The organism is Arthrobacter sp. 10L424, from assembly GCF_056395325.1.
In genome coordinates this window covers 116,028-137,973 of the sequence record NZ_JBFTJH010000011.1, presented here as the reverse complement: position 1 = coordinate 137,973, position 21,946 = coordinate 116,028, and the positions used below count along the sequence as shown (strand labels likewise).

Annotated in this window: 20 protein-coding genes and 1 riboswitch; of the genes, 11 read left to right on the top strand and 9 right to left on the bottom strand. The window is 69.6% G+C overall.

Annotated features, from left to right (window positions below):
* Nucleotides 1-65 precede the first annotated feature (65 nt).
* From AC1DC5_RS17035 to AC1DC5_RS17015, 5 genes are all read left to right on the top strand, one after another.
* Nucleotides 66-707, top strand: coding sequence for an ECF transporter S component (locus AC1DC5_RS17035; protein ID WP_441406217.1), 642 nt, complete (start codon nucleotides 66-68; stop codon nucleotides 705-707).
* Nucleotides 707-2,407 (top strand): ABC transporter ATP-binding protein, encoded by a 1,701-nt coding sequence (locus AC1DC5_RS17030; RefSeq protein ID WP_476865926.1) that lies wholly within the window; start codon nucleotides 707-709, stop codon nucleotides 2,405-2,407. The genes AC1DC5_RS17035 and AC1DC5_RS17030 overlap by 1 nt, the downstream gene beginning before the upstream one ends.
* Nucleotides 2,404-3,207: an energy-coupling factor transporter transmembrane component T family protein gene (locus tag AC1DC5_RS17025; protein WP_476865925.1), complete on the top strand. Its 804-nt coding sequence runs from the start codon at nucleotides 2,404-2,406 to the stop codon at nucleotides 3,205-3,207. The genes AC1DC5_RS17030 and AC1DC5_RS17025 overlap by 4 nt, the downstream gene beginning before the upstream one ends.
* A gap of 105 nt (nucleotides 3,208-3,312) precedes the next feature.
* A complete protein-coding gene (locus AC1DC5_RS17020; RefSeq protein WP_476865924.1) occupies nucleotides 3,313-4,836 on the top strand; it encodes a UDP-N-acetylglucosamine 1-carboxyvinyltransferase in 1,524 nt (507 codons plus the stop codon).
* A gap of 133 nt (nucleotides 4,837-4,969) precedes the next feature.
* Nucleotides 4,970-6,154 (top strand): glutamate--cysteine ligase, encoded by a 1,185-nt coding sequence (locus tag AC1DC5_RS17015; RefSeq protein WP_441406213.1) that lies wholly within the window; start codon nucleotides 4,970-4,972, stop codon nucleotides 6,152-6,154.
* A gap of 80 nt (nucleotides 6,155-6,234) precedes the next feature.
* Here AC1DC5_RS17015 and AC1DC5_RS17010 read toward each other — a convergent pair whose 3' ends face one another.
* From AC1DC5_RS17010 to AC1DC5_RS17000, 3 genes are read right to left on the bottom strand one after another with little or no spacing between them, the layout of a single operon-like run.
* The gene (locus AC1DC5_RS17010) at nucleotides 6,235-7,443 is read right to left on the bottom strand and encodes an O-succinylhomoserine sulfhydrylase (RefSeq protein WP_476865923.1); all 1,209 of its coding nucleotides are present in this window, start codon (nucleotides 7,441-7,443) and stop codon (nucleotides 6,235-6,237) included.
* Nucleotides 7,444-7,854: a rhodanese-like domain-containing protein gene (locus AC1DC5_RS17005; RefSeq protein WP_476865922.1), complete on the bottom strand. Its 411-nt coding sequence runs from the start codon at nucleotides 7,852-7,854 to the stop codon at nucleotides 7,444-7,446.
* Entirely contained in the window at nucleotides 7,851-8,120 is a 270-nt protein-coding gene (locus tag AC1DC5_RS17000) for a DUF1737 domain-containing protein (RefSeq protein ID WP_441406266.1), read from the bottom strand. The genes AC1DC5_RS17005 and AC1DC5_RS17000 overlap by 4 nt, the downstream gene beginning before the upstream one ends.
* A 61-nt stretch (nucleotides 8,121-8,181) precedes the next feature.
* Nucleotides 8,182-8,297: riboswitch (SAM riboswitch) on the bottom strand.
* A gap of 187 nt (nucleotides 8,298-8,484) precedes the next feature.
* Between AC1DC5_RS17000 and AC1DC5_RS16995 the strand changes: the two genes are divergently transcribed.
* From AC1DC5_RS16995 to AC1DC5_RS16975, 5 genes are all read left to right on the top strand, one after another.
* Entirely contained in the window at nucleotides 8,485-9,780 is a 1,296-nt protein-coding gene (locus AC1DC5_RS16995; protein ID WP_476865921.1) for an NtaA/DmoA family FMN-dependent monooxygenase, read from the top strand.
* 4 nt (nucleotides 9,781-9,784) lie between these two features.
* A complete protein-coding gene (locus AC1DC5_RS16990) occupies nucleotides 9,785-11,461 on the top strand; it encodes an aromatic amino acid ammonia-lyase (protein WP_476865920.1) in 1,677 nt (558 codons plus the stop codon).
* A complete protein-coding gene (locus AC1DC5_RS16985; protein ID WP_476865919.1) occupies nucleotides 11,421-12,473 on the top strand; it encodes a PLP-dependent cysteine synthase family protein in 1,053 nt (350 codons plus the stop codon). Before AC1DC5_RS16990 ends, AC1DC5_RS16985 begins: the two co-directional genes overlap by 41 nt.
* 267 nt (nucleotides 12,474-12,740) lie before the next feature.
* Complete coding sequence (locus tag AC1DC5_RS16980) at nucleotides 12,741-13,685, top strand: ATP-grasp domain-containing protein (protein WP_441406207.1); 945 nt, start codon at nucleotides 12,741-12,743, stop codon at nucleotides 13,683-13,685.
* A gap of 43 nt (nucleotides 13,686-13,728) precedes the next feature.
* Nucleotides 13,729-14,325, top strand: a complete 597-nt coding sequence (locus AC1DC5_RS16975) for a glycosyltransferase family 2 protein (RefSeq protein WP_476865918.1) — start codon at nucleotides 13,729-13,731, stop codon at nucleotides 14,323-14,325.
* 24 nt (nucleotides 14,326-14,349) lie between these two features.
* On the opposite strand, the gene AC1DC5_RS16970 is transcribed toward AC1DC5_RS16975, so the two are convergent.
* Nucleotides 14,350-15,312, bottom strand: a complete 963-nt coding sequence (locus AC1DC5_RS16970; RefSeq protein ID WP_476865917.1) for an aminodeoxychorismate lyase — start codon at nucleotides 15,310-15,312, stop codon at nucleotides 14,350-14,352.
* Nucleotides 15,313-15,405: 93 nt separating this feature from the next.
* Between AC1DC5_RS16970 and cls the strand changes: the two genes are divergently transcribed.
* Entirely contained in the window at nucleotides 15,406-16,881 is a 1,476-nt protein-coding gene (gene cls / locus AC1DC5_RS16965) for a cardiolipin synthase (RefSeq protein ID WP_441406204.1), read from the top strand.
* A gap of 26 nt (nucleotides 16,882-16,907) precedes the next feature.
* On the opposite strand, the gene pabB is transcribed toward cls, so the two are convergent.
* The 5 genes from pabB to AC1DC5_RS16940 all read right to left on the bottom strand — a co-directional run bounded on the left by pabB (nucleotide 16,908) and on the right by AC1DC5_RS16940 (nucleotide 21,887).
* The gene (pabB, locus tag AC1DC5_RS16960) at nucleotides 16,908-18,977 is read right to left on the bottom strand and encodes an aminodeoxychorismate synthase component I (protein WP_476865916.1); all 2,070 of its coding nucleotides are present in this window, start codon (nucleotides 18,975-18,977) and stop codon (nucleotides 16,908-16,910) included.
* A complete protein-coding gene (locus tag AC1DC5_RS16955) occupies nucleotides 18,974-19,555 on the bottom strand; it encodes a low molecular weight protein-tyrosine-phosphatase (protein WP_441406202.1) in 582 nt (193 codons plus the stop codon). Before AC1DC5_RS16955 ends, pabB begins: the two co-directional genes overlap by 4 nt.
* Before the next feature lie 149 nt (nucleotides 19,556-19,704).
* Nucleotides 19,705-20,328, bottom strand: a complete 624-nt coding sequence (locus AC1DC5_RS16950) for a LysE family transporter (protein ID WP_476865915.1) — start codon at nucleotides 20,326-20,328, stop codon at nucleotides 19,705-19,707.
* A 108-nt stretch (nucleotides 20,329-20,436) separates the two neighbouring features.
* Nucleotides 20,437-20,988 carry a dihydrofolate reductase family protein gene (locus AC1DC5_RS16945; protein ID WP_476865914.1) on the bottom strand — a complete coding sequence of 184 codons (552 nt, stop codon included), beginning with the start codon at nucleotides 20,986-20,988 and terminating at the stop codon, nucleotides 20,437-20,439.
* 83 nt (nucleotides 20,989-21,071) lie between these two features.
* The gene (locus AC1DC5_RS16940; protein WP_476865913.1) at nucleotides 21,072-21,887 is read right to left on the bottom strand and encodes a methyltransferase domain-containing protein; all 816 of its coding nucleotides are present in this window, start codon (nucleotides 21,885-21,887) and stop codon (nucleotides 21,072-21,074) included.
* Between the last annotated feature and the right edge of the window lie 59 nt (nucleotides 21,888-21,946).

The window sequence follows — 21,946 nt, the reverse complement described above, 5'->3', positions numbered from 1 at the left end:
CCCGGGGCGGCGGCGGAAGCCGCGGCCCCGGGGCACTCTCCCCTCCTGTTCCTCAGGAGGACGATATGACTGATACATCTGCTGCATCTGCGAAACAGACGCGCACCCGGCGCAGCTACAACTGGCGCGTGGTGGACATTGTGGTGGCCGCGTTGATCGCGGTGGCCGGCGGCGTGATCTTCTGGGCCTGGTCCCAGGGCGCCAACCTCGTTTCCGTCCCGCTCAATGCGGTTTACCCCCCGCTGACCGGGCTCTACGCCGGCGGCTGGATGATTCCGGCGGTGCTGGGCATGCTCATCATCCGCAAGCCGGGCGCGGCAGTGTTCTGCGAAACCGTGGCCGCTACCGGCGAGCTGATCATGGGCTCGCAGTACGGCGCCTCCGTGCTGTTCTCGGGCTTCCTGCAGGGCCTTGGCGCCGAGCTGGTCTTCGCCGCGTTCATCTACAAGAAGTTCAACCTGCCCGTGTCCCTGCTGGCCGGGGCCGGGGCAGGGCTGTTCTGCGGACTGAACGATTCCTTCCTGCCTTGGGGCTGGAACATTGCCTACGAAGCCGCGGACAAGCTGGCCTACATCGCCTTCACCACCGTCTCCGGCGCCGTGATCGCCGGCGGACTGTCGTGGATCGCCACCCGGGGCCTGGCCCGAACCGGTGTGCTCAGTTCCTTTGCCTCCCGCAAGGCGGCCACGGAGCCTGTCTTTTCCTGATGCCCGCCTCCAACACATCCACCGGCAGCGGCGTCCGGCCGGCGGCTATCACCGCGCGGGGCTGGGGCTGGCGGCACGCCGGCCGGCTCCGGCCCGCCGTCAGCGGCCTGGACCTGGACATCCGGCCCGGGGAGCGCGTGCTGCTGCTGGGGCCTTCGGGCGCCGGCAAGTCCACGCTGCTCCACGCCCTGGCCGGGGTGCTCGGCGACAGCTCCGCCGGTGACGCCGGCCGTGCGACCGGCGGCGCTGACCTTACTGCCAGCGGCGCGGCCGGGGACGCGGACGAGTCCGGCAGCCTGCTGATCGACGGCGCCCCGCCCCGCGCCCGGCGCGGCCGTGCCGGGCTGATGCAGCAGGACCCGGAGACCCAGGTGGTGCTCTCCCGCCTCGGTGACGACGTCGCCTTCGGCGCGGAAAACCTGTCCGTGCCTCCGGCAGAGATCTGGTCACGCGTCGCGGAAGCGCTCGACGACGTCGGGCTGGGCCGGCTGCCGCTGGACCACCCGACGTCGGCCCTTTCCGGCGGCCAGAAGCAGCGGCTGGCGCTCGCCGGCATCCTCGCGATGCGGCCCGGGCTGATCCTGCTCGACGAACCGACCGCCAACCTGGACCCCGCCGGAGTGCTGGAAGTCCGGGACGCCGTCGGCCGCTGCCTGGACAAGACCGGAGCCACCCTGGTGGTGGTGGAGCACCGGGTCTCGGTGTGGAAGGACCTCGTGGACCGGATCGTGGTGCTGCAACCAGGATCGGCCACGGATTCCGCTGTGCTGATCGACGGACCGCCGGACCTGGTCCTGGCGCAGGCACGGGACATGCTCACCGCAGCCGGGGTCTGGGTACCCGGCTACGTGCCGCAGACCCGGGCACGCGGTACATGGGCCGCAGGCACACGTGCCACCGGCCCGGAAGCCGCACAAGGCAATATCGCGGGGCAGCTGCTGCTGGCCGCGGAGGACCTGGCCGTCTCGCGGGAACGGCCGCGGCGGGCGGGGTTCCGCGGAGGATTCCGTCCCATTCCGCCGGAGCCCGTACAGTCCGGGATCACGGCCCAGGTCCGCGCCGGTGAGGCGCTGACCATCACGGGACCCAACGGGTCGGGGAAGTCCACCTTCGCCCTGACCCTCGCCGGCCTGCTGGCGCCGGTCTCCGGCACGGTGTCCGCCGCCCTGGACCTCAGCGCCGGCGCCGGGATCGATCCCTACCGGTGGAAGGCGCAGCAGCTGATCGCCCGGATCGGCACCGTGTTCCAGGAGCCCGAGCACCAGTTCGTCACCGGACGTGTGCTGGACGAGCTGATGTTCGGACCCCGGCACCTGGGCCGCGGCGGGGAACGCGTCGACGAACTGCTGGAGCGGCTGCGGCTGACTGATCTGGTCGACGCCAATCCGTACACACTCTCGGGCGGCGAAAAGCGGCGCCTGTCCGTGGCCACCGTCCTCGCCGCGCACCCGCAGGTGCTGGTCCTGGACGAACCCACCTTCGGCCAGGACGCCAACACCTGGGCCGAACTGGCCTCCTTCCTCTCCGAACTGCTCGACGGCGGCACCGCAGTCGTGTCGGTGACGCACGACGCCGAATTCAGCGAGGTCCTGGGCGGCACCACACTGAGCCTTCGCGCCCCGGAACACCGGGAACCTGGCCGGACGCCGGGAGTTCCGGAACCAGAACGCCGGAACCCAGGGAAGGTCCAGGCACCATGAGGCAGGAACTGAATCTGCGCGGCAACCCTGCGCTGCTAGCGCGCGCCAACCCGCTGGCGAAGTTCGCCGCCGTCATGCTCATCACCCTGGTGCTGGCGCTGTCCATCGACTGGGTGTCCGCGTCGGTGGCGCTCGCCTTCGAACTGGCGCTGCTTCCGCTGGCCGGCCTGACCCTTGGACTGCTCTGGCAGCGCGGCTGGCCCCTGATCCTCGCCGCGGCGCTGGGCGGCTGGAGCACCACGATCCTGGCGCCGGACAGCGGGAACATCCTGCTCGACGCCAGGATCTGGTCGATCAGCGAAGGGTCCCTCGAACTCGGGCTCGGCTTTATGATCCGCGGCCTGGCCATCGCGCTGCCGGCCGTCCTGCTGATGAGCTGCACGGATCCCACGGACCTGGCCGACGCCCTCGCGCAGAAAGCAAAACTGCCGCACCGCTTTGTTCTCGGCACACTCGCCGCGCTGCGCCTTGTGGGACTGATGGCCGAGGAGTGGCAGACCATCGGCATGGCCCGCCGCGCCCGCGGGGTGGGCTCGCACGGGAACCCGCTGCAGCGGCTGCGGGCCATCCTGGGGCAGAGCTTCGGGCTGCTGGTGCAGGCCGTCCGGCGCGCCTCGCGCCTGGCCGTCACCATGGAAGCCCGCGGCTTCGGCAGCGCACAACGGACCTGGGCCCGGACCTCAGTTTTCAGCGGCCTGGACGTTTGGGTGTTCCTGGGCGGCCTGCTGATCGCCGGAGCCGCCGTCGCGTCTGCCGTGGCGGCGGGGACCTGGAACATGGTCTTCCTGGCGCAGCAGTAGCACTGGTTATCGCACAGTACGGGTATCACTGTGAGATTAACGGCATTCCGGCGGGTTTGCCGCGGTTTGCAGTGGTTAATAAATCATGCGTGATATTTTCGGGGAATGACTCAAGAGACTGCTGAACACGTCGGAGCCCTGCTCCGCGACGCCCGCGGCCAGAAGGGCTGGACCCAGGGGCAGCTCGCTGCCGAGCTGGGAACCAGCCAGAGCGCCATCGCCCGGATGGAACAGGGCAAGCAAAACCTGAGCCTGAAAATGATCCAGCGGCTCGAGACCATCTTTGGCCGGAGCATCGTGAAGGTGGGACGGCCCGCCATGACGCACCTCCGGGTCGAGGGCGGCCGCACCCTGTCCGGCTCCGTGGACGTCAACAGCAGCAAGAACGCCGGCGTCGCGCTGCTGTGCGCCAGCCTGATCAACCGCGGCACCACCACGCTGCGGCGGCTCGCGCGGATCGAAGAGGTGAACCGGATCGTCGAGGTGCTGACCAGCATCGGCGTCGAATGCACCTGGCTCAACGCCAACGACCTGCAGATCCGGCGCCCCGCCGTGCTGGACCTCGACTCGATGGACGTGGAGGCCGCCCGCCGGACCCGCAGCGTCATCATGCTGCTGGGCCCGCTCCTTGACGAATCCAGCGAGTACCGGCTGCCCTACGCCGGCGGCTGCGACCTCGGCACCCGCACCGTGCAGCCGCACATGCAGGCGCTGCGCCAGTTTGGCCTCAGCGTCGACGCCAAGTCAGGTTTCTACGCCGTCCAGGCGCCGCCGTCGGACGGGCACGACCGCTCCTTCGTGCTCAGCGAACGCGGCGACACCGTCACCGAAAACGCCATCATGGCCGCCGCCCACCGCAGCGGCACCACCATCATCCGCAACGCCAGCCCCAACTACATGGTGCAGGACCTGTGCTTCTACCTGCAGATGCTCGGCGTGCAGATCGACGGCGTGGGCACCACCACGCTGAAGATCACCGGCCGCCCCGCCGTCGACGTCGACATCGAATACTTCCCCTCCGAGGACCCGATTGAGGCGATGAGCCTCATCACCGCCGGCATCGTCACGGACTCGGAAGTCACCATCCGCCGCGTTCCGATCGAATTCATGGAAATCGAACTCGCAACCCTGGAACAGATGGGCCAGCGGCTCGAAGTGTCCGGCGAGTACCTGGCCCGCAACGGACGGACCCGGCTGGTGGACGTCACCACCAGGCCCTCGGAACTGCGCGCCCCCGAGGACAAGATCCACCCCATGCCGTTCCCCGGGCTGAACATCGACAACCTGCCGTTCTTCGCGGTCATCGCCGCTAACGCCACGGGCCAGACGATGATCCACGACTGGGTCTACGACAACCGCGCGATCTACCTGACCGAACTGAACAAGCTCGGCGCCCAGGTGCAGCTGCTGGACCCGCACCGGATCTACGTCAACGGACCCACCAAATGGCGGGCAGCCGAGGTTGGCTGCCCGCCGGCCCTGCGGCCCGCGGCCTGCCTGCTGCTGGCGATGCTCGCCGCCCGGGGCGTCTCGGAACTGCGCAACATCTACGTGATCGAGCGCGGCTACGAGGACCTGGCCGAGCGCCTCAACACCATCGGCGCGAAGATCGAGTACTTCCAAGACTGAATGCGCTGAACCCGCTGAACAGCTCCAAGCAACGCGGGGCCACATCCCGCCCCTCCGGACGCCCCGCATGGGCCGGATCTGACCCCGCGTTGGACCTTGAGCGTTTTGGGGGTTCCTGACGCACAATAGATTTATGCGCACCTTCGGCGTGGAGGAAGAACTGCTCATAGTGGATCCCGAAACGGGGATGCTGCTTGCCCTCGCCGATGTCATGCTGCCCGTCCTGGTCCCGCCTAAGCAGGACGCCGCCCTGATTCTCCCCGGGCAGCAACCGGTCCACGAGGACGGCGCCGACTTCAGCTACGAACTTAAGCTCGAACAGATTGAAACCCAGACGCGCCCCTGCCTGGACTACCCGGAGCTGCTCCGGCAGCTCAGGCAGGGCCGCGGCCGTGCGGACCGCGCCGCCCGGGCGCACGGCGGCCGCATCGCAGCCCTCGCCACGTCTCCGCAGGGCGCCGCCACCCACCTGACGCCGAAGCAGCGCTACATGACCATGCAGCAGCGCTTCGGGCTCACGGTCCGGAACCAGCTGACCTGCGGCCTTCACGTCCACACCCTCGTGGAGTCCCCGGAGGAAGGCGTGGCGGTGATGGACCGGATCCGGGACAAGCTCGCCGTGCTGATAGCGCTCAGCGCGAACTCCCCCTACTGGAATGGCGCCGAAACCGGATTCGAAAGCTACCGGACCCAGGCGTGGAACCGCTGGCCCGGGTCCGGCCCCACCATGATCTTCGGCAGCCTTCCCGTCTACCGGAGGGTGGTGACCCGGCTCGTGGAAAGCGGCGTCCTGATGGACGAGGGGATGGTCTATTTCGACGCCCGGCTGGCACGGCATCATCCCACCGTGGAGATCCGCGTCGCGGATGTCTGCCTGCGGGCCGAGGACGCGGGGCTGATCGCAGTGATCGTGCGTGCCCTGGTCGAGTCAGCGTCCCGGGAATGGAACGACGGCGTCGAACCCGCCCCGGTGCCGACCCTGCTGCTGCGGATGGCGGCCTGGCAGGCCAGCAACTGCGGACTGCGCGGGGAGTTGCTGGACTTTGGAACGTTCACTCCGGCCCCGGCCGCGGATGTGGTCTGGTCGCTCGTGGACTTCGTGGCCCCCGTGCTCGAGGAGCAGGGCGAGTTGGATCTGGTCCGCGAGGGCGTCGGCCGGATCCTGGCGGAGGGCTCGGGTTCGCAGCTGCAGCGGGAGCCGTTCCACGCGGGCGGGCTCGCCGCCGTCGTCGAACGGGCGGTCGAGGTGACCACGGAGGGAACCGCGGGCGACCAGGCTGACCAGGGGACGTCCCTGAGGCGGATCCGCCAGGGCTGAGCGGGCCCGCCGCCGAGTGCGCATTTCGCGGCAATGTGTTCAGGAAACACTGCCGCGAAATGCCAACTCGCGGAGGAAACCTAGACCTGCTTGAGCGCCTGGCCCAGGTCGCGGACCAGGTCCTCGATGTCCTCGAGCCCCACGGAGAGGCGCACCACGCCGTCACTGAGGCCGATTGCCGCGCGGCCCTCCGGCCCCATGGCGCGGTGCGTCGTGGTGGCGGGGTGGGTGATGAGGGACTTCGAATCGCCGAGGTTGTTGGAGATGTCGATGATCCGCAGCGCATCCAGCAGCGCGAAGGCGGCCTCCTTCGCCGAGCGCCCGGCGGACGGGGAGAGCTCAAAGGTCAGCACGGTGCCGCCGGCCTTCATCTGCCGGGCGGCCAGATCGTGCTGCGGGTGCGACGGCAGCAGCGGGTACTTGACCCAGCTGACCGCGGGCTGCTCCTCAAGCCATTCCGCCAGCCGCAGCGCGGAAGCGGAGGAATGGTTCACCCGCAGGGCCATGGTCTCCAGCCCCTTGGTCAGCACCCACGCGTTGAACGCCGAAAGCGCCGGCCCGGTGTGGCGCATGAGCTGCTTGACCGGGCCGTCGATGAACTCCTTGGTACCCAGGATCGCGCCGCCGAGCACCCGGCCCTGGCCATCGATGTGCTTGGTGCCGGAGTAGACGATCACGTCCGCGCCCAGCTCCCCGCAGCGCTGCAGCAGGGGAGTGGCAAAGACATTGTCGACGACGACGGTCGCCCCGGCGGCGTGCGCCAGGTTGCTCACGGCGGCGATGTCCACGATTTCCTGCATCGGGTTCGACGGCGATTCGAAGAAGACCGCCGTCGTGGGTTCCGACAGTGCGGCGCGCCACTGCTCCAGGTCCGGGCCGTCCACGAAGACCGTCTCCACACCCCAGCGGGGAAGGATCTCGTTGAGGATCACGAAGCACGAGCCGAACAGCGAGCGGGCCGCGACGACGCGGTCGCCGGCGGCCAGCAGGGCGCCGAGGGCCGTGAAGACGGCGGACATTCCCGAGGCGGTGGCGAAGCAGGCCTCGGTGCCTTCGAGCAGCCGGAGCCGTTCCTGGAACGTGGCCACCGAGGGGTTGCCGTAGCGGGAGTAGACGAAGCGTTCGTCCTCGCCGGTGAACGCACGCTCGGCGGCGGCCGCGGATTCGTAGACGAAGCCGGAGTTCAGGAAGATCGGCTCGGACGTTTCCTGGAAGCCGGTGCGGTCGAGCCCGCCGCGGACGGCCTGGGTGTCGGCGCTCCAGCCGGCGGCATCGGGGTTGAAGGCCACTTAGTGCTTTCCGAGGTTGGTGGGCAGGCCGCGGTTCTTCCAGCCGTTGACGGTGCGCTCCCCGTAGCGGTCCGGTTCGCCTTCAAAGCCCTCGAGGACGTTGTAGGAGGTGAAGCCGGCCTCCGTCGCGGCGATGGCTGCGGCGATGGAGCGGGCGCCGGAACGGCACAGGAAGACCAGTTCGGTGCCCGGCTCTTCGGGGGCCTGCTGTTTCAGCTGTTCCACGAAGCGCGCGTTGGGGATGCCGCCGGCGAGGTTCCACTGGATGAACAGCGGATCGTTGTCGGTCTCGTTGGTGTCCGGGATGCCGATGTGGGCCCATTCGCCCTCGGTGCGCACGTCCACCAGGATGGCGCCGTCCTCCAGCTTGGCCCAGGCCTCCTGCGGGCTGAGGTCTCCGGCGTAGCTCACGCGTGGCCCTCGCCGTCGAACTCCAGGTCATCCACGGCATTGGCGACGGCGGCATCGGCGCTGGCGATCGCGGCCGGCAGCACCACGGCCTGGGCCACGATGACGCTGCCGCCGTTGGACGTGACGGCCGGGCCGCCGTGCAGCACATAGCCCTCGGCCAGGGCGGCCGAGACGCGCTCGCAGAAGGCGCGGTCGTCGGGGCCGGTGAACAGGCGGTACGCCAGTCTCTCCCCGGCAGCGGGGACGGCGGGGGCCGGGGCTGGCACTGTACGGGGTGCTGTATCGGGGACAGCGGGGGCGGACGCGTCAGGCACGACGGATCTCCTTCTTTCACGCTTGCAGCTCGAATTGGTCGATATGCCGAGTATTCACCTGAGGCACCCCGCCGCGAAAGGGAGGGTTGCCGACCGGCCAGTCAGGGCTTGGCGCCGGTTCTCATTACTCACCAAAAACGTAACACCCGCGACGCCGGCCGGCACCGCCGCCGTCGTCATGTTAGGTAACGGAATCCGCCGGAGTGCGGGGACCCATCCGGCGGTTCCGGGGGGATAATGACGGGAGGTGAAGTCCCTTTACGCCGGATGAAATCAGGTGGCCGTGAACGCCTCGGATGCCCCTACAGTCGGTCCCATGCTGCATTTTGGGTGGTTTGTGGGCCACGGCTTCGGCGTCCAGGGCTGGGGAACCCCCGGCTACGGGATCGGCTATGACTGGAAGAAGCCGGCGCTGTACCAGGACGCGGTCCGGGCCTTTGAACGTTCCTGCCTGGACCTTTTCATCATCGAGGATTCCCTCACCGTCCCGGACACCTACGGCGGCAGCGCGGAAGTTTCCCTGGCGCAGGCGTCCTTCGCGCCGAAACACGATCCGCTGGCCCTCGTGCCGTACCTGTTCTCCGCCACGAGGCACCTGGGCATCGTGCCCACGATCAGCGCCTCCTTCTACCCGCCGTTCACGGCGGCGAGGCTGCTGGCCACCCTGCAGCACTTCTCGCACGAACAGCTGGGCTGGAACGTGGTGACCTCCGGCAGCGACCTCGCTGCCCAGAACTACGGCCTGGATCAGCAGATCGAACACGACCGGCGCTATGAGAAGGCCGAGGAATTCGTGGATGTGGTCCGCCGGCTGTGGCGCAGCTGGGAACCGGACGCGATCCGGGAGGACGCAGGCGGGGGCATTTTCGCGGACCACACCAAAGTCCACCCGATCCACCACGACGGCGAGTTCTTCAAGGTCCGCGGGCCGCTGAACACGGCACCATTGCCGGAGGAACCCGTGCTGGTGCAGGCAGGGGCCTCCCCGCGGGGCAAGGCCTTCGCCGGGGGCAACGCCGACGTCGCGATTGCGCTCGCCCGGGGAGCGGACGGGATGAAGGCCTACCGGGACTCCATCCGGGCGGAGGCCGCCGCCGCCGGCCGGAACCCGGATGACGTCAAGGTGCTGTTTGTCCTCAAGCCCACGGTGGTCGGCTCGCGGGCGGAGGCGGAGGACCTGCGGGCCCGGCGCCGGGACCTGACGCAGCGGGACATCGACAGCCAGCTCAACTCCATCTCCTACCTCTCCGTCATCGACTTCAAGCAGTTCGACCTCGACGCCCCGCTGCCGGAGCTGCACACCAACAGCAACCAGGGCACCCTCGACCACTTCACCAAGGCCGCGCCGCCGGGTTCCACGCTGCGCCAGCTCCTCCAGGCCCGCAGCGGCGGCGCGGGGGACAGCATCATCGGCACGGCCGAGGAGATCGCGGACTACCTCGAAGAGACCGGGGCGCAGGTGGGCGGCGACGGGTTCCTCTTCTCCGGGTTCGTGGACCCCGCGACGGTCCACGGCGTCCTGGACCGGCTGACCCCCGTGCTCCGCCGCCGGGGGCTGATACGGACCAGCTACGGCGACGGCGGCCTCCGCCGGAACCTGCGGGACTTCTAGCGCCATGACCGACCAGCCGGCCGCCGCAGCGTCCTTCCTCATCGGCACGGCCCGGCTGCACGCCCGGGAGGTCGCCGCGGCGGCCGCCGACCCCTCCGTGCGGGTGGTCCTGAGCGAACAGGCCCTCGAAGTGCTGGGCCGCTCCCGGGAGGTGGTCCAGCGGGCCATTGAGTCCGGGCACAAGGTCTACGGCCTCAACACGCTGCTGGGGTCCGGCCGCGACACGGCAGTGGCCGAGGAATCAATCCTCGCCTACCAGATCCAGGTGGTCCGCTACCACGACAGCGGCGTCGGCGGGCTGCTGGACGCCGCCGAAGCCCGCGCCACGGTCCTTGCCAGGCTGATCGGCTTCAGCCGCGGAGGCTCGGGGGTGCGCCCGGAGACGGCGCGTTTCTACGCCCGGCTGTTCAACCGCGGTGTGCTTCCCGCGATCCCGCGCGACGGCTCCGTGGGATCCTCGGACCTGACCCAGCTCGCCGCCGTCGCCGCCGTCGCCATCGGGGAGGGACAAGTCCTCTCTCCGGACGGGCCACCCGTCCCCGGCGGGGAGGCACTCGCCGCCGCCGGGCTGGAGCCCCTGGCCCTGGCGCCGGGGGAAGCTCTGGCCCTGGTCAGCGCCAACTCCTACTCGATCGGCGTGGGCGCGCTCCTGCTGGGACGGCTCCTGCGCCTGGCGGACCTGGCCGACACCGCGCTGGCGCTCTCGCTGGAAGCGACCGCACGGTACGACGGCGGCGGGAACCTCAGCCCCTTCTCCGCGGCCGTGCAGGCGGCCAAGGCCGTCGACGGCCAGGCTGTCTCCGCCGGGAACGTCCGCCGGCTGGTCCGCGGCGGCTGGCTGGAGCAGGACGGCCGGGACGCCTCAGTGCAGGATGCCCTGTCGTTCCGGGCCGCACCGCAGACCCACGGCGCCTTCCGCTGGCAGCTCCGCGCCCTCGAGGAAGCCCTCGAAGTGGAGCTCAACGGACAGGGCGACAACCCGCTGACCGACCTGGCCTCGGGCCGGATGGTGTCCGGCGGGAACTTCCAGCCTATGCAGCTGGCCCTGGCCTTCGAAGCCCTCCGGCTGGGCCTGGCGCACCTGGGGATCAGCAGCGAACGCCGGATCGCCAAGCTCTATCCGCCGCAGCGCAGGATCCGGCAGCAACACCTCGCCGCTGCCGGGGACGGCGCCGCCCTGGCGCGGGAGGAGCTCCCGGGCCTGCTCTGGTACTCGGCGGCCGGGCTGCTGGCCGAGCTGAAGACCCTGGCGGCGCCGGCCACGCTCGGGGCGCCCACCCTGTCCGCCGACGTCGAGGACCACTCCACGCTGGCGCCGCTGGCCCTGCAGCAGCTCGAACGCTCCGCCGAGGCCGCCGAGAAGCTCTTCACCATCGAGGCGCTGACGGCGGCCTACCTGCTGTCCCGGGCCGGCGACGCTACCGCTACCGGTGCCGGTGCCCGCGCCGGTGGGGGTCCCGGGGCGGCCGGGACCGGAGAGCGGCCGCTCGGGGCGGGGACGGGCGCCATCCAGGCACGCCTTGAGCGGGTGCTGGCCCACGGCGCCTCCGGCGGGCTGACGGCGTCCGCGCTGCTGGACGCGGCGCGCGATGATCTGCACTCCGCGCTCGCGGAACGTGCCACAGGGGAGGGGGAAAGCCATGACTGGGAAGCACACGGTCGCGGAGAAGCTGTCCAATGACGCGGATGCCGTCCTGGCCCAGGTGGGCGGCACCCCGCTGGTGCGGCTGAGAACGATCACCAAGGGCCTGGCCAGCGCGGTCTACGTCAAACTCGAATCGGAAAACCCGGGCGGATCGATCAAGGACAGGACGGCCCTGAGTATGGTCCGGGCAGCCGAGCGGAGCGGGGCGCTGCAGCCCGGCGCCACGATCGTGGAGAGCACGTCGGGGAACACCGGAATCGGGCTTGCCCTGATCGGGGCCCTGACCGGCCATCCGGTGGTTGTGGTCACGGGTGACTCGATTTCCGCCGAGAAGCTGGCCGCCCTGCACCGTTACGGTGCCCGGGTGGTGATTACGGACTGGGACGCGCCGTCCGGATCGCCGGAGAACGCGCGCGCGGTGGCGGCACGGATCACGGCGGAAACACCGGGGGCCTGGCGTCCGCTGCAGTTCGACAACCCCGCCAACCCGCAAGCGCACTACGACACCACGGCGCCGGAGATCTGGGAGCAGACGGGCGGCGCGGTCACGCATTTTGTCGCCGGGGTTGGCACCGGCGGCACCATCAGCGGCACCGGCCGCTACCTCAAGGAAAAATCGGCAGGCCATGTCGAGGTGATCGGCGCCGATCCGTTCGGCTCGGTCTACAGCGGCGGCCATGCGGGGCAGATCCTGGTGGACGGGGTGGGGAACACCTGGCCGGAGGCCGACTGGCCGAAAGCCTTCAACCGTTCCACGGTGGACCGCTTCCTGCGCATCCCGAACGACGAGGTCTACACGACGGCGCACCGGCTGCTGAACGATGAGGGCCTGTCACTGGGACCGTCCTCCGGACTCGCCGTGGCGGCCGCCCTTCGGGTGGCGCTCGCCGCGCCGCACGGCTCGGTGGTGGTGGCCATCGCCCCCGACGCCGGCAGCAACTACCTGAGCAAGGCCTTCAACCCGGTGTGGCTGGCCGAAAACCATATCCGGGTGGCGCCAGACGTCGCGGAGGAGCTGGCGGAACCGAGTACCGGCCGCCGGACCTAAGTACCCGGCGCCCGGGCGACAGCGCCCGCCCCCCGCCAACTCCGAGTAGCCGCTACTCGGGTATTCCAGGCGACCCCCGCTTTTACTGAAGGGGCACGTCCCACAGCGCCCAGAAAGTCTCATGCGCCACGAAACTCGCCGGGGGGCCATTCACATGATGTCAATCCACGTTCCGCGCACCACCGTCATTGGTGGTGGCCAGCAGGAAAGCAGCCACGCCGCCGCATACGGCCCGGCCGGCTGGCGGCACCGGGGAACGGGGCGGCCATGAAGCCCAGGGTCCTGCTCACCGGTGCCGGCGGCTCGGCCGGCCGGGCCCTGGCCGGGCAACTCAAATCCCGCGGTATCCCCGTCCTGGGCGCTGATATCCGCGAGCTTCCCACCGGTGCCGGCATCACCGTGGTGCCGGTGCCCGCGGCCACCGACCCGGAGATGGTCTCGGCGCTCCGCCGCCTCGTCACCCGGGAGCGCATCAACCTGGTCATCCCGACCGTGAGCGCGGAACTCCCCCTTCTCGCGGCGTACCGCGCCGCCTTCGGCACTGGCGTGCGCGTCATCATCGGCGAACCCGGGCCAGTGTCCGTCGCCCACGACAGGCTCTTCACCGCCTGGCAGCTGCAGTCCGCGGGCATACCCGTTCCCCGCTTCGGCGTCCCCAGTGACTTCGCCGATGCGGACGCCGCGATGGCTGCGCTGGGCGGCCCCGTCGTCGTCCGGCCCAGGCAGTCCGGCGGGGAGCGCCCCGCCTTGGTCATCGACCGCAGCTCAGACTTCCCCTGGCACCGGCTGCCGGAGGGCCAGATTGTCCAGGAGCTCATCCCCGGCGCGGGGTACGCACCCATGGTCTTCGGCAGTCCGGCGCACAACGGATGCGAGCCGTTCGTCGTCGTCGTGGAAAAGACCGAACTGGACCGCGGCGCTGTGGGCAAAGCGGTCGCGATGCGGCGCGTGGACGCGGACGAAGCCATGGACGTGGGCAACGTGGCCATGGCCGCAGTGCGCTCGCTGGGACTGACAGGGCCGGCGGATGTCGATGTCCGCCGCCGCGCGGACGGGACCCCGGTGGTCCTTGACCTGAAGGCCCGTTTCGGCGCGAACAGCTGGCGTGCCCCGGAACTGCTCGACGCCGTCCTGGCGTGCTGCGTGCTGCCGGCCTTCAACCCGGCGTCCTTTACGGGAGCCGCCGGAGCGGGCGTCAGTGCCCTGGTCTGATCCGCGCCGCGCGGGGGCCACGCTGTGGGACCAATGGCCCAGCGTGTCCATCATTGTCCCAGCCTGCAACGCCGAGGCCAGCATCGCCGCGTGCGTCCGGTCCATCCAGCTCACCCGCTACGAGCGCTGGGAACTTGTCCTCGTCGACGACGGCTCCACGGACTCAACAGCGGAACTCATGGCGGCACTGGCCGCCGCGGACCCGCGGATCAAACTCGTTCGGCAGGCCCGGTCGGGTAGGTCCGCGGCGCTGAACCTCGGCAGCCAGCATTCCGCTGGAGACGTCCTCATTTTCGTGGATCCGGAGGCGAGTGTTTCCCGGCGGACCGTGGACCGGCTCCTTCAGGGCTTCCAGGACGAAAGCACAGGCGCCGTCGTCGGAGATAACCGGCCGGCGGACGGCGCGCCGTGGCCGGGGAGGCTGCTGCCCGAGACGAGCCATACGGTCCGCAGCCTGGTCCGGCAGGCCCTTAGCGCGGCCGGGCTGGCCCCCGCCAGCCGAATCGTGGCCATGCCCCGCCGGATCCTCGACGTCGTGGGCCCGTTCCCGGAGGGCGTCCGGAACGAGGTCAATGCCTTGTCCTGGCGGGTACGCAAAGCCGGCCGCCGGGTCGGGTTCGTTCCCCAGGCGTGGTCCTAGCCGGGTCCTGGACCGGCAACGGGGCTACTCGATCGTGGCGTAGAGGGCGTTGAGCTCTGCCGTGAGCTGCCGGCGCAGCTCCGGGGTGCCGATTTCCTTGCCGTCAATGTGGTTGACGGGCGCCAGCAGCCGGATGCTCGAGATCAGCCAGACGGCGTCGGCGTCGTACAGGTCGTGGGGCTCCAGCGGGCCGTAGCCCAGCTCCCAGCCGGCGGCCTTGGCCGCGGTGAACAAGGCGCCCTGCGAGGTGCCGGGCAGGATTCCGCTGTCGAGTTGGGGGGTGATGAGGCGCCGGACGGTGCGGACGCCGCCGGCGCCGTCGTCGGAGGTCTCCAGGTGCGCGAGCAGCACGGTCGACGTCGGGCCCTCCAGGACCCGGCCGTCCGAGGAGGTGAAGATGACGTCGTCCGCCCCCTGGGCGTGGGCGTAGCGAAGCGCGGCCATGTTGACGGCGTAGGAGAGGGTCTTCGCGCCCATGAGCAGCCACGGTGCACGTTCCCCGACTTCGCTGTCGTAGCCGCGGTCCAGCAGGATCACATCGACGCCGGTCTCGCGCTGCCGCCGCCCGGCAGGGCCGGGGGCGGACGCCTGGACCCAGCAGGTGGATGCGGCCGCGGCTTCGACTCCGCGGGTGACGAGCAGCTTGACCACGAGTTCGTCGTCGGTGCCGGCCTCGGCCCCCGGCAGGTGCTGGCTGCGGTATTCGCTGATCGCCGTCGCGATGGCGCGGCGCCAGGCTTCCTCCGCGGGGATGTCCAGGTCCAGCAGCCGCGCGGATCCGGCCAGCCGGTCCAGATGCGCCTGGAGCTTGCGGGGCCGCCCGCCGACGGCCAGCAGCGACTCGAAAACCCCGTCGCCGCGGGTGGCGCCCTGGTCCGTCGCCATCAGCTGCGGCTTGGACGCATCGGCCAGCCGGCCCTCTTCGAAAGCGGCGTCGAGGAAGACCAGCACCGTGGCGTGGGAGGGGGCGGCGGCAGGAGAAGTCATGGCTTCAGCTTAGTGCGGCGGGCAACGGGATAGGATTTGACCGTTGCCCGTTCCGGAACTGTTCCGCGGGTCTGGAACCTGAGGGGTACGCCTGTGCTGTGGCCGTTTTCGCTGGCGGGTTCACTCCCGTCCTGGGTGATCCTGATCCTGACCGTGGTGGACCTCGCCATCCGGGTGCTGGCCCTCGGTATCATCCCGGGAAACCGCCGTCCGACCACTGCCATGGCCTGGCTGCTGATCATCTTCTTCGTCCCGGCCGTCGGCCTGGTCCTGTTCCTGCTCTTCGGCAACTTCCGGCTCTCCCGCAAACGCAGGGCGCAGCAGGACGCCGTGAACACCCGGGTCCGCGCCGGCACGTCCGAGCTGGCGATGCTGGAAAGCCGCTACGAGGGCCCGGAATGGGTGTCCTCCGCGGCGGAGCTGAACAAGACCCTGGGCTCGCTGCCGATGGTGGACGGCAACCACGTGGAGCTCCTGCCCGGCTACCCGGACTCGATCAAGACGATGGCGGCCGCCGTGCGGAAGGCGGAGTCCTTCGTCAACGCCGAGTTCTACATTCTGAGCTCGGACCACGTCACTGACGATCTGTTGACCGCGATGGAAGAGGCAGCCGAACGCGGCGTCGAGGTCCGCCTCCTGTTCGACCACCTGGGAACCCTGCGCATCAAGGGCTACAGCAAGCTGATCGCCAGGCTCAAGGCCAGCAAGATCCGCTGGCGGCCCATGCTGCCGCTGCGCCCCGTGCACGGGCAGTGGCGCCGCCCGGACCTGCGCAACCACCGCAAGATCATGGTGATCGACGGCGAGGTGGCCTTCACGGGTTCGCAGAACCTGATCGAGCCCTCCTACAACAACCCGCGGCACCGCAAGGTCGGCCGCGAATGGGTCGAGCTGATGGCCTGCCTGCGCGGGCCGATCGTCACCACCCTCAACGTCGTCTTCGCCACCGACTGGCTCAGCGAGACCGACGAGTCGCTCGAGGACCAGCTCGCGCACCGGCCCGAACTGCACGCCGGCGACATTACGGCCCAGGTGGTGCCCAGCGGCCCCGGCTTCATCACGGAAAACAACCTGCGGCTCTTCAACACGCTCATCTATTCGGCGCAGCACAAGATCTCGATCTGCAGCCCCTACTTCGTCCCGGACGACTCGCTGCTGTACGCGGTGACGACGGCGGCGCAGCGCGGCGTCGACGTCGAACTCTTCGTTTCGGAAAAAGGCGACCAGTTCCTGGTCCACCACGCCCAGCAGTCCTACTACGAGGCGCTCCTGGAAGCCGGGGTGCGGATCTACCTGTACAAAGCACCGTTTGTGCTGCACGCCAAACACTTCACCATCGACAACGAGGTGGCCGTGCTGGGCTCGAGCAACATGGACATGCGCTCCTTCTCGCTGAACCTCGAGGTCTCGGTGATGCTCTTGGGCGAGGACATCGTGCGGCGGATCAGCGCCGTGGAGGACACCTACCGGGGCATTTCGCGCGAACTCACCCTTGATGACTGGATGAAGCGGCCGATGCGGGTCAAATACGTGGACAACGTGGCCCGGCTGACAGCCACCCTGCAGTAGGCGTCAGCCGTGCTGCGGCGCCGTCGTCAGCCCGGCGGGAACTCCGCGCCGAGCGCCGAGAGGACGCCGAAGGCCTTGGTCCGGATCTCCTCGTACTCCTCCTGGGGCGAGGAATCCGCCGTAATCGCACCGCCGACGCCGAGGCTGAGCCCGGAGCCGCCTCCGGCCCGTCCGCTGAGCACAAGGGTCCGGATCGCGACGGCCAGGTCGGTGGCGCCGTTCAGTGAAAAGTAGCCGATCGCACCGGAGTACACGCCCCGGGGCGCGCCCTCGAGCCGGTCGAGAATGGCCATGGTGCTGACCTTCGGGGCGCCGGTCATGGACCCTGCGGGGAAGCACGCCGCGACGGCCTCGGCCCGGGGCATCCCCGGCCTGAGCCGGGCGTCGATGGTGCTCACCATCTGGTGGACCGTGGCGTAGCTTTCGATCGCGCAGAGCCGGCTGACGGACACCGAGCCGGGCACGGCGAAATGGCTGAGATCGTTGCGCAGGAGGTCCACGATCATGATGTTCTCGGCACGGTCCTTGGGGGAGGACTCGAGCTCCTGCCGCAGCAGTGCGTCCCGCGCGGGGTCGGCGTCCCGGTGCCGGGTGCCCTTGATCGGCTCGGCGCGCATCCCGCCGTCGGCCGCGATCCGCAGGAAACGCTCGGGCGAGGTGCTCGCCACGGTGAGGTCCCCGAAGCGCAGGAAACTGGCGAACGGGGCCGGGTTCCGGCGGCGCAACGCCAGATAGGCCTGCCACGGGTCCAGCGCTTCGCCGGGAAGTCTTGCCGTCAGCGCGGTGGTCAGGCAGACCTCGTACGTGTTGCCCTCGGCGATCTCGTATTGGGCCTCGGTGATTTTCGACTTGTAGGCCACTTCCGAGTCCCGTGCCGTGAAGTCCAGCGGGGCGTGGCCGGGGACAGCAGCGCCGACGCCGACGCCGCTGGCGCCGTCGCCGTCGCCGGGTGCTGCCGCGTACCCGTGCGCCGCCGCGGTGGCGGAGCGTGCCGTTTCGAGCCAGTCCCCGGCGTCCGCGGTGTCCAGGGTGAGCAGCCAGACGGTGCGCTCCAGATGGTCCAGCACGACGGCGCGGCCGGCGAACAGCAGGCAGGCGTCGGGGGATTCGGCCGTCACATCACTGCCGCCGGTCTCACGTTTGAGTTCGTAGCCGAGGTAGCCGAGCCAGCCCAGGGTGAACTCGCAGGGGTAGCCCGCTGGGCCGCGGAGGGCGCGGCGGCCCCAGACGCCGTCGAGCCAGCGGAAGAAGGGGCCCTCGGTCCGGACGCTGGCGTTGCCGATGCTCACCTGGGTGCTGCCCGAACTGTGCCGGACCGACTGGCCGAAGGGGCCGCCGTCGTCCGCGAGGATGCTGAAGCGGCACCGTTCCGCCGCGGCGTTGCCCTCCGGTGCCAGGGAGGAATCGAGCCAGACGGCGTTGGCCGAGTGGCCGAAGAGGGACTCGAACAGCCCGGCGGGGTCCGGGGCGGCGTCGATCCGTTCGGCGCGGAGCTCGAGGCCCCGGCGGGCGGCAAGCTCAGGGACCAGCGCCGGAGAAAGCGCCGGCAGGTACTGGAGCGCCTGCAGCACTTCCGCCGGGGCTTCGCCGTCGGCAAGATTGTGCACCAGAACGTCGGCATGGGCGGGAACGTCGTCCCGGGCCAGCCACTCCTGTTCCTGCGCGGCCCACTCGTCCCAGAAAGGTTCGTAGCTTTCGCCGTCCCGGGCGAGGGCCCTGCTGCGCCGGTCCTGTTCGGGTGAATCGGCCCAGATCACCGCGGCCAGGTAGGGGCGGGCTGCCTCCGCGGCGGCCCCCACGCCCTCCACCAGGACGATCTCGGCGGGCAGGGTGGTGCGGGTGGCGCCGTCGTAGTGCGCGGTCCAGTCCCAGCTGACCCACTCGGCCGGCTCGCCGCGGTGCAGCGGGGCCAGGACGGTCGAGGCGTAGCGCTCAATGCCGGCCGCGAGCCCGTTCCAGCCGGGGTAGATGTCCTCGAGGTGGAAGAGGGACACTTTATGGTGCTCGCGGAGCCGGGCCGCCAGTTCGATCGCCAGGGTGGTCTTGCCTGCGCCGGAGCGTCCGTCGATGGCGATAATGACGGGTGCGGGACTCATGAAATAGAGCGTACCGGCTGCTGTGCATTGGGTTGATCACTGCCGGTACCCTGCTGGTGCGGGTGGTGCCGCAGTGCGAGCTCTGTCCGGACGTGCGCCACGATCCCGGGGAGCGCGGCGTGGATCAGGTTCCAGGTGAGGTCGAAGTCCGCGTGGCCGCCGTACCAGGGGTCTTCGATGCCCTGGTCGAGGGGGTCCTTGCCCGCGACGGCCGGATCGAAGCTGCGCAGCATCCTGACTTTTGCCAGAGACTCGCGGTCCGGCGCCGCCTGCTGCAGCCAGCCGAAGTGGTCCACGTCCAGGGCCAGGATGAGATCGCGGCTCCGGAACCATTCCGCCTGCCATTCACGCGCTACATGACGGTCCGAGGGGATGCTGTGGGCGGTGAGCTTGCGGGCGGCGCGGGGGTCGATCGGCCGGCCCACCTCATACGCCGTGATTCCTGCCGAATCCACGACGGCGCCGGCCAGTCCCTCGGCGGCGAGGGCCTCCGCGAGCATCAGTTCGGCCATCGGGGACCGGCAGATGTTTCCGGTGCAGACCGCGATGATCCGGTACTGGCTCGACATTGAGGTCATAGAGCAAGCATGAATCATGCGGGTCCGCTTGGCTAGTTTCCGGGCCGCGCGTATTACAAAGTTTGTCACACTTGTATTCCAGGCTGTCATGTGCCGTCCGGGGCCCGCCGGGACCCTGCCTGCCGTATGCCGTTGGGGCGGCGGGTCCGTCAGTGGATCAGGGCCAGCATGACGCCGACCGCCATGAACAGGACACCGAACGTCCGGTTGAGGATCCGCTGGCCGCGGGCATCGTGGGTGAAGCGCTGGAAGGTCTTGGCCGCTGCGGCGAAGAAGAACCACATGACGAGGATGTCGATCACGATCACGGTGGCGGCCAGGACCAGGTACTGCGGCAGGAGCGGATCGCCGGGGCGGATGAACTGCGGCATGAACGCCAAGAAGAACACGATCGCCTTGGGGTTCAGCAGGTTGACCCACAGGCCGCGGCGGAACATGGAGGCGGCCGGCTCGTTGCGCAGTGCTGCGGCCTTCTCCTGGTCCAGATCGGGCTTATGCCGGAACTGCTGGATGCCCAGATACACCAAGTAGGCGGCGCCGGCGTAGCGGATCACGTTGAACGCGACCGGCGAGCTGGCCACCAGGACTCCGACGCCCAGGGCCACGATCACGACGTGCACGATCAGTGCGGCCTGCTGCCCGAGGATTCCCCAGATGGAACGCCGGAAGCCGGAGTTCAGCGAGTTGCTCATGGTGTTGATGGCGCCCGCGCCGGGCGTGAAGCTGATCAGGACGCCGGCGCCCGCCAGGGCCAGCCAAAGGGAGGGTTGCACGGAGCCAGTTTACGGCCGCGGACGGACCCGCCCGGTCGCAGCTTCACAACGCCGTCACACGCCGTGTGCTGCCGGCAGCCGGGAGGTCGCCGGAAGCCTGGCTATCCCTCAGCTGCCGCGCAGGCCGTAGCTCAGAATCATGTTGCCCTTGCTGGTCTGCTGGGATGACTGCAGCTCAAGCCGGGTCAGGGGATCGCCGTCGTTGAAGAGCCGCCGGCCACTGCCGGCCACAACAGGATGGACGATCAGCATCAGGCTGTCCAAGAGCCCGGCGAAGAACAGCTGGCGGACCAATGAGATGCTGCTGAAGACGCCGATGTCGCCGCCGTCGCCGTCCTTCAGCCCCGCGACGAAATCCTCCAGCGGCCCCGCGATCAGTTGCGAGTTCTGCCACGCCAGATCGCCGGTCAGCGTACGGGACGCTACATACTTCGGCAGCGGGTTGATGAACCCGCCGAAGTCGGCGTCGGCATCTCCGTTCGGCCAGTACTCCGCCCATTGCTGGTACCCGACGCGGCCAAGGAGCCCGGTATCGATCCGGCCCATCATCTCGTTCATCCCCGCGCCCAGTTCCTCATCGAAGCTGTCGAATTGCCAAAGGAACGGGTCTTCCACCACGCCGTCCACGGAACTGAACAGCCCGGCCGTTACGTTGCGCATGCTTCCTCCTTGTCACAGGGTGTCTGAGTGCACCCTAGCGGCAGATCCGCCGGCGGGGAATGGCTGGCGTGGACGGCCGCAACTCACGCCCGGGCGATCACCTCGCCGTTGGGGATCAGGAACCAGCCGTCGTCCGTGGAGCCCCAGCGGTGCCAGCCGGCCGAAATCCTTGCCAGGTCGGCGGCGTTGGCAAAGCCGTACTCGAGCGCCTGGTCCGCGAAGGCCGAATGCAGCACCCGCTCGCCCCACACCCGTGCCTGCCAGCGGCGCTGCTGGCCGGTGGCGTAGAGCCAGTTGCTGCTGGACGGCGCGACGTCGGTGAACCCGGCGGACTGCGCCCAAGAAACGAGGCGGCGGCCGGCGTCGGGCTCGGCGCCGTTGCGGCGGGCGATCCGCTGGTACAGCTCCATCCACTCATCCAGCTCGGGGACGGCCGGGAACCAGCTCATGCCGTGGAAATCGGCGTCGCGCACCGCCACGATCCCGCCGGGTTTGGCGACGCGGCGCATTTCGCGCAGGGCAGCGACCGGGTCCGTGAGGTGCTGCAGCACCTGGTGCGCATGCACGACGTCGAACGTTTCATACTCGAAGTCGAGGTCGTAGATATTGCCGGCGACGAACTCGACGTTCTGCACGCCGCGCCCGGCCGCTAGGGCAGCAGCCTGGCTGATCACCTCCGGCGAGCGGTCCAGCCCGGTGACTTTCCCGGGGGAGACGAGCCCGGCGAAATCGCAGGTGATGCTGCCGGGCCCGCAGCCGACGTCGAGCACCGACACCCCCGGAGCCAGGTACGGGATCACAAACGCCGCGGAGTTCTCCGCCGTCCGTGAGGCGTGGGCGCGGACCACCGACTCGTGGTGGCCGTGGCTGTACACATCTTCAGGCTGCTGCGCACTCATAATGAAACGCTACCGCCCCGCGCCGACAAATCCGTGAAAGCCGGGGGGAAGCGGCCGGG

Coding starts and splice junctions, on each gene's coding strand:
- AC1DC5_RS17035 (WP_441406217.1), top strand. CDS start 66: ATGACTGATACATCTGCTGCATCTGCGAAACAGACGCGCACCCGGCGC.
- AC1DC5_RS17030 (WP_476865926.1), top strand. CDS start 707: ATGCCCGCCTCCAACACATCCACCGGCAGCGGCGTCCGGCCGGCGGCT.
- AC1DC5_RS17025 (WP_476865925.1), top strand. CDS start 2,404: ATGAGGCAGGAACTGAATCTGCGCGGCAACCCTGCGCTGCTAGCGCGC.
- AC1DC5_RS17020 (WP_476865924.1), top strand. CDS start 3,313: ATGACTCAAGAGACTGCTGAACACGTCGGAGCCCTGCTCCGCGACGCC.
- AC1DC5_RS17015 (WP_441406213.1), top strand. CDS start 4,970: ATGCGCACCTTCGGCGTGGAGGAAGAACTGCTCATAGTGGATCCCGAA.
- AC1DC5_RS16995 (WP_476865921.1), top strand. CDS start 8,485: ATGCTGCATTTTGGGTGGTTTGTGGGCCACGGCTTCGGCGTCCAGGGC.
- AC1DC5_RS16990 (WP_476865920.1), top strand. CDS start 9,785: ATGACCGACCAGCCGGCCGCCGCAGCGTCCTTCCTCATCGGCACGGCC.
- AC1DC5_RS16985 (WP_476865919.1), top strand. CDS start 11,421: ATGACTGGGAAGCACACGGTCGCGGAGAAGCTGTCCAATGACGCGGAT.
- AC1DC5_RS16980 (WP_441406207.1), top strand. CDS start 12,741: ATGAAGCCCAGGGTCCTGCTCACCGGTGCCGGCGGCTCGGCCGGCCGG.
- AC1DC5_RS16970 (WP_476865917.1), bottom strand. CDS start 15,312: ATGACTTCTCCTGCCGCCGCCCCCTCCCACGCCACGGTGCTGGTCTTC.
- pabB (WP_476865916.1), bottom strand. CDS start 18,977: ATGAGTCCCGCACCCGTCATTATCGCCATCGACGGACGCTCCGGCGCA.
- AC1DC5_RS16955 (WP_441406202.1), bottom strand. CDS start 19,555: ATGACCTCAATGTCGAGCCAGTACCGGATCATCGCGGTCTGCACCGGA.
- AC1DC5_RS16945 (WP_476865914.1), bottom strand. CDS start 20,988: ATGCGCAACGTAACGGCCGGGCTGTTCAGTTCCGTGGACGGCGTGGTG.
- AC1DC5_RS16940 (WP_476865913.1), bottom strand. CDS start 21,887: ATGAGTGCGCAGCAGCCTGAAGATGTGTACAGCCACGGCCACCACGAG.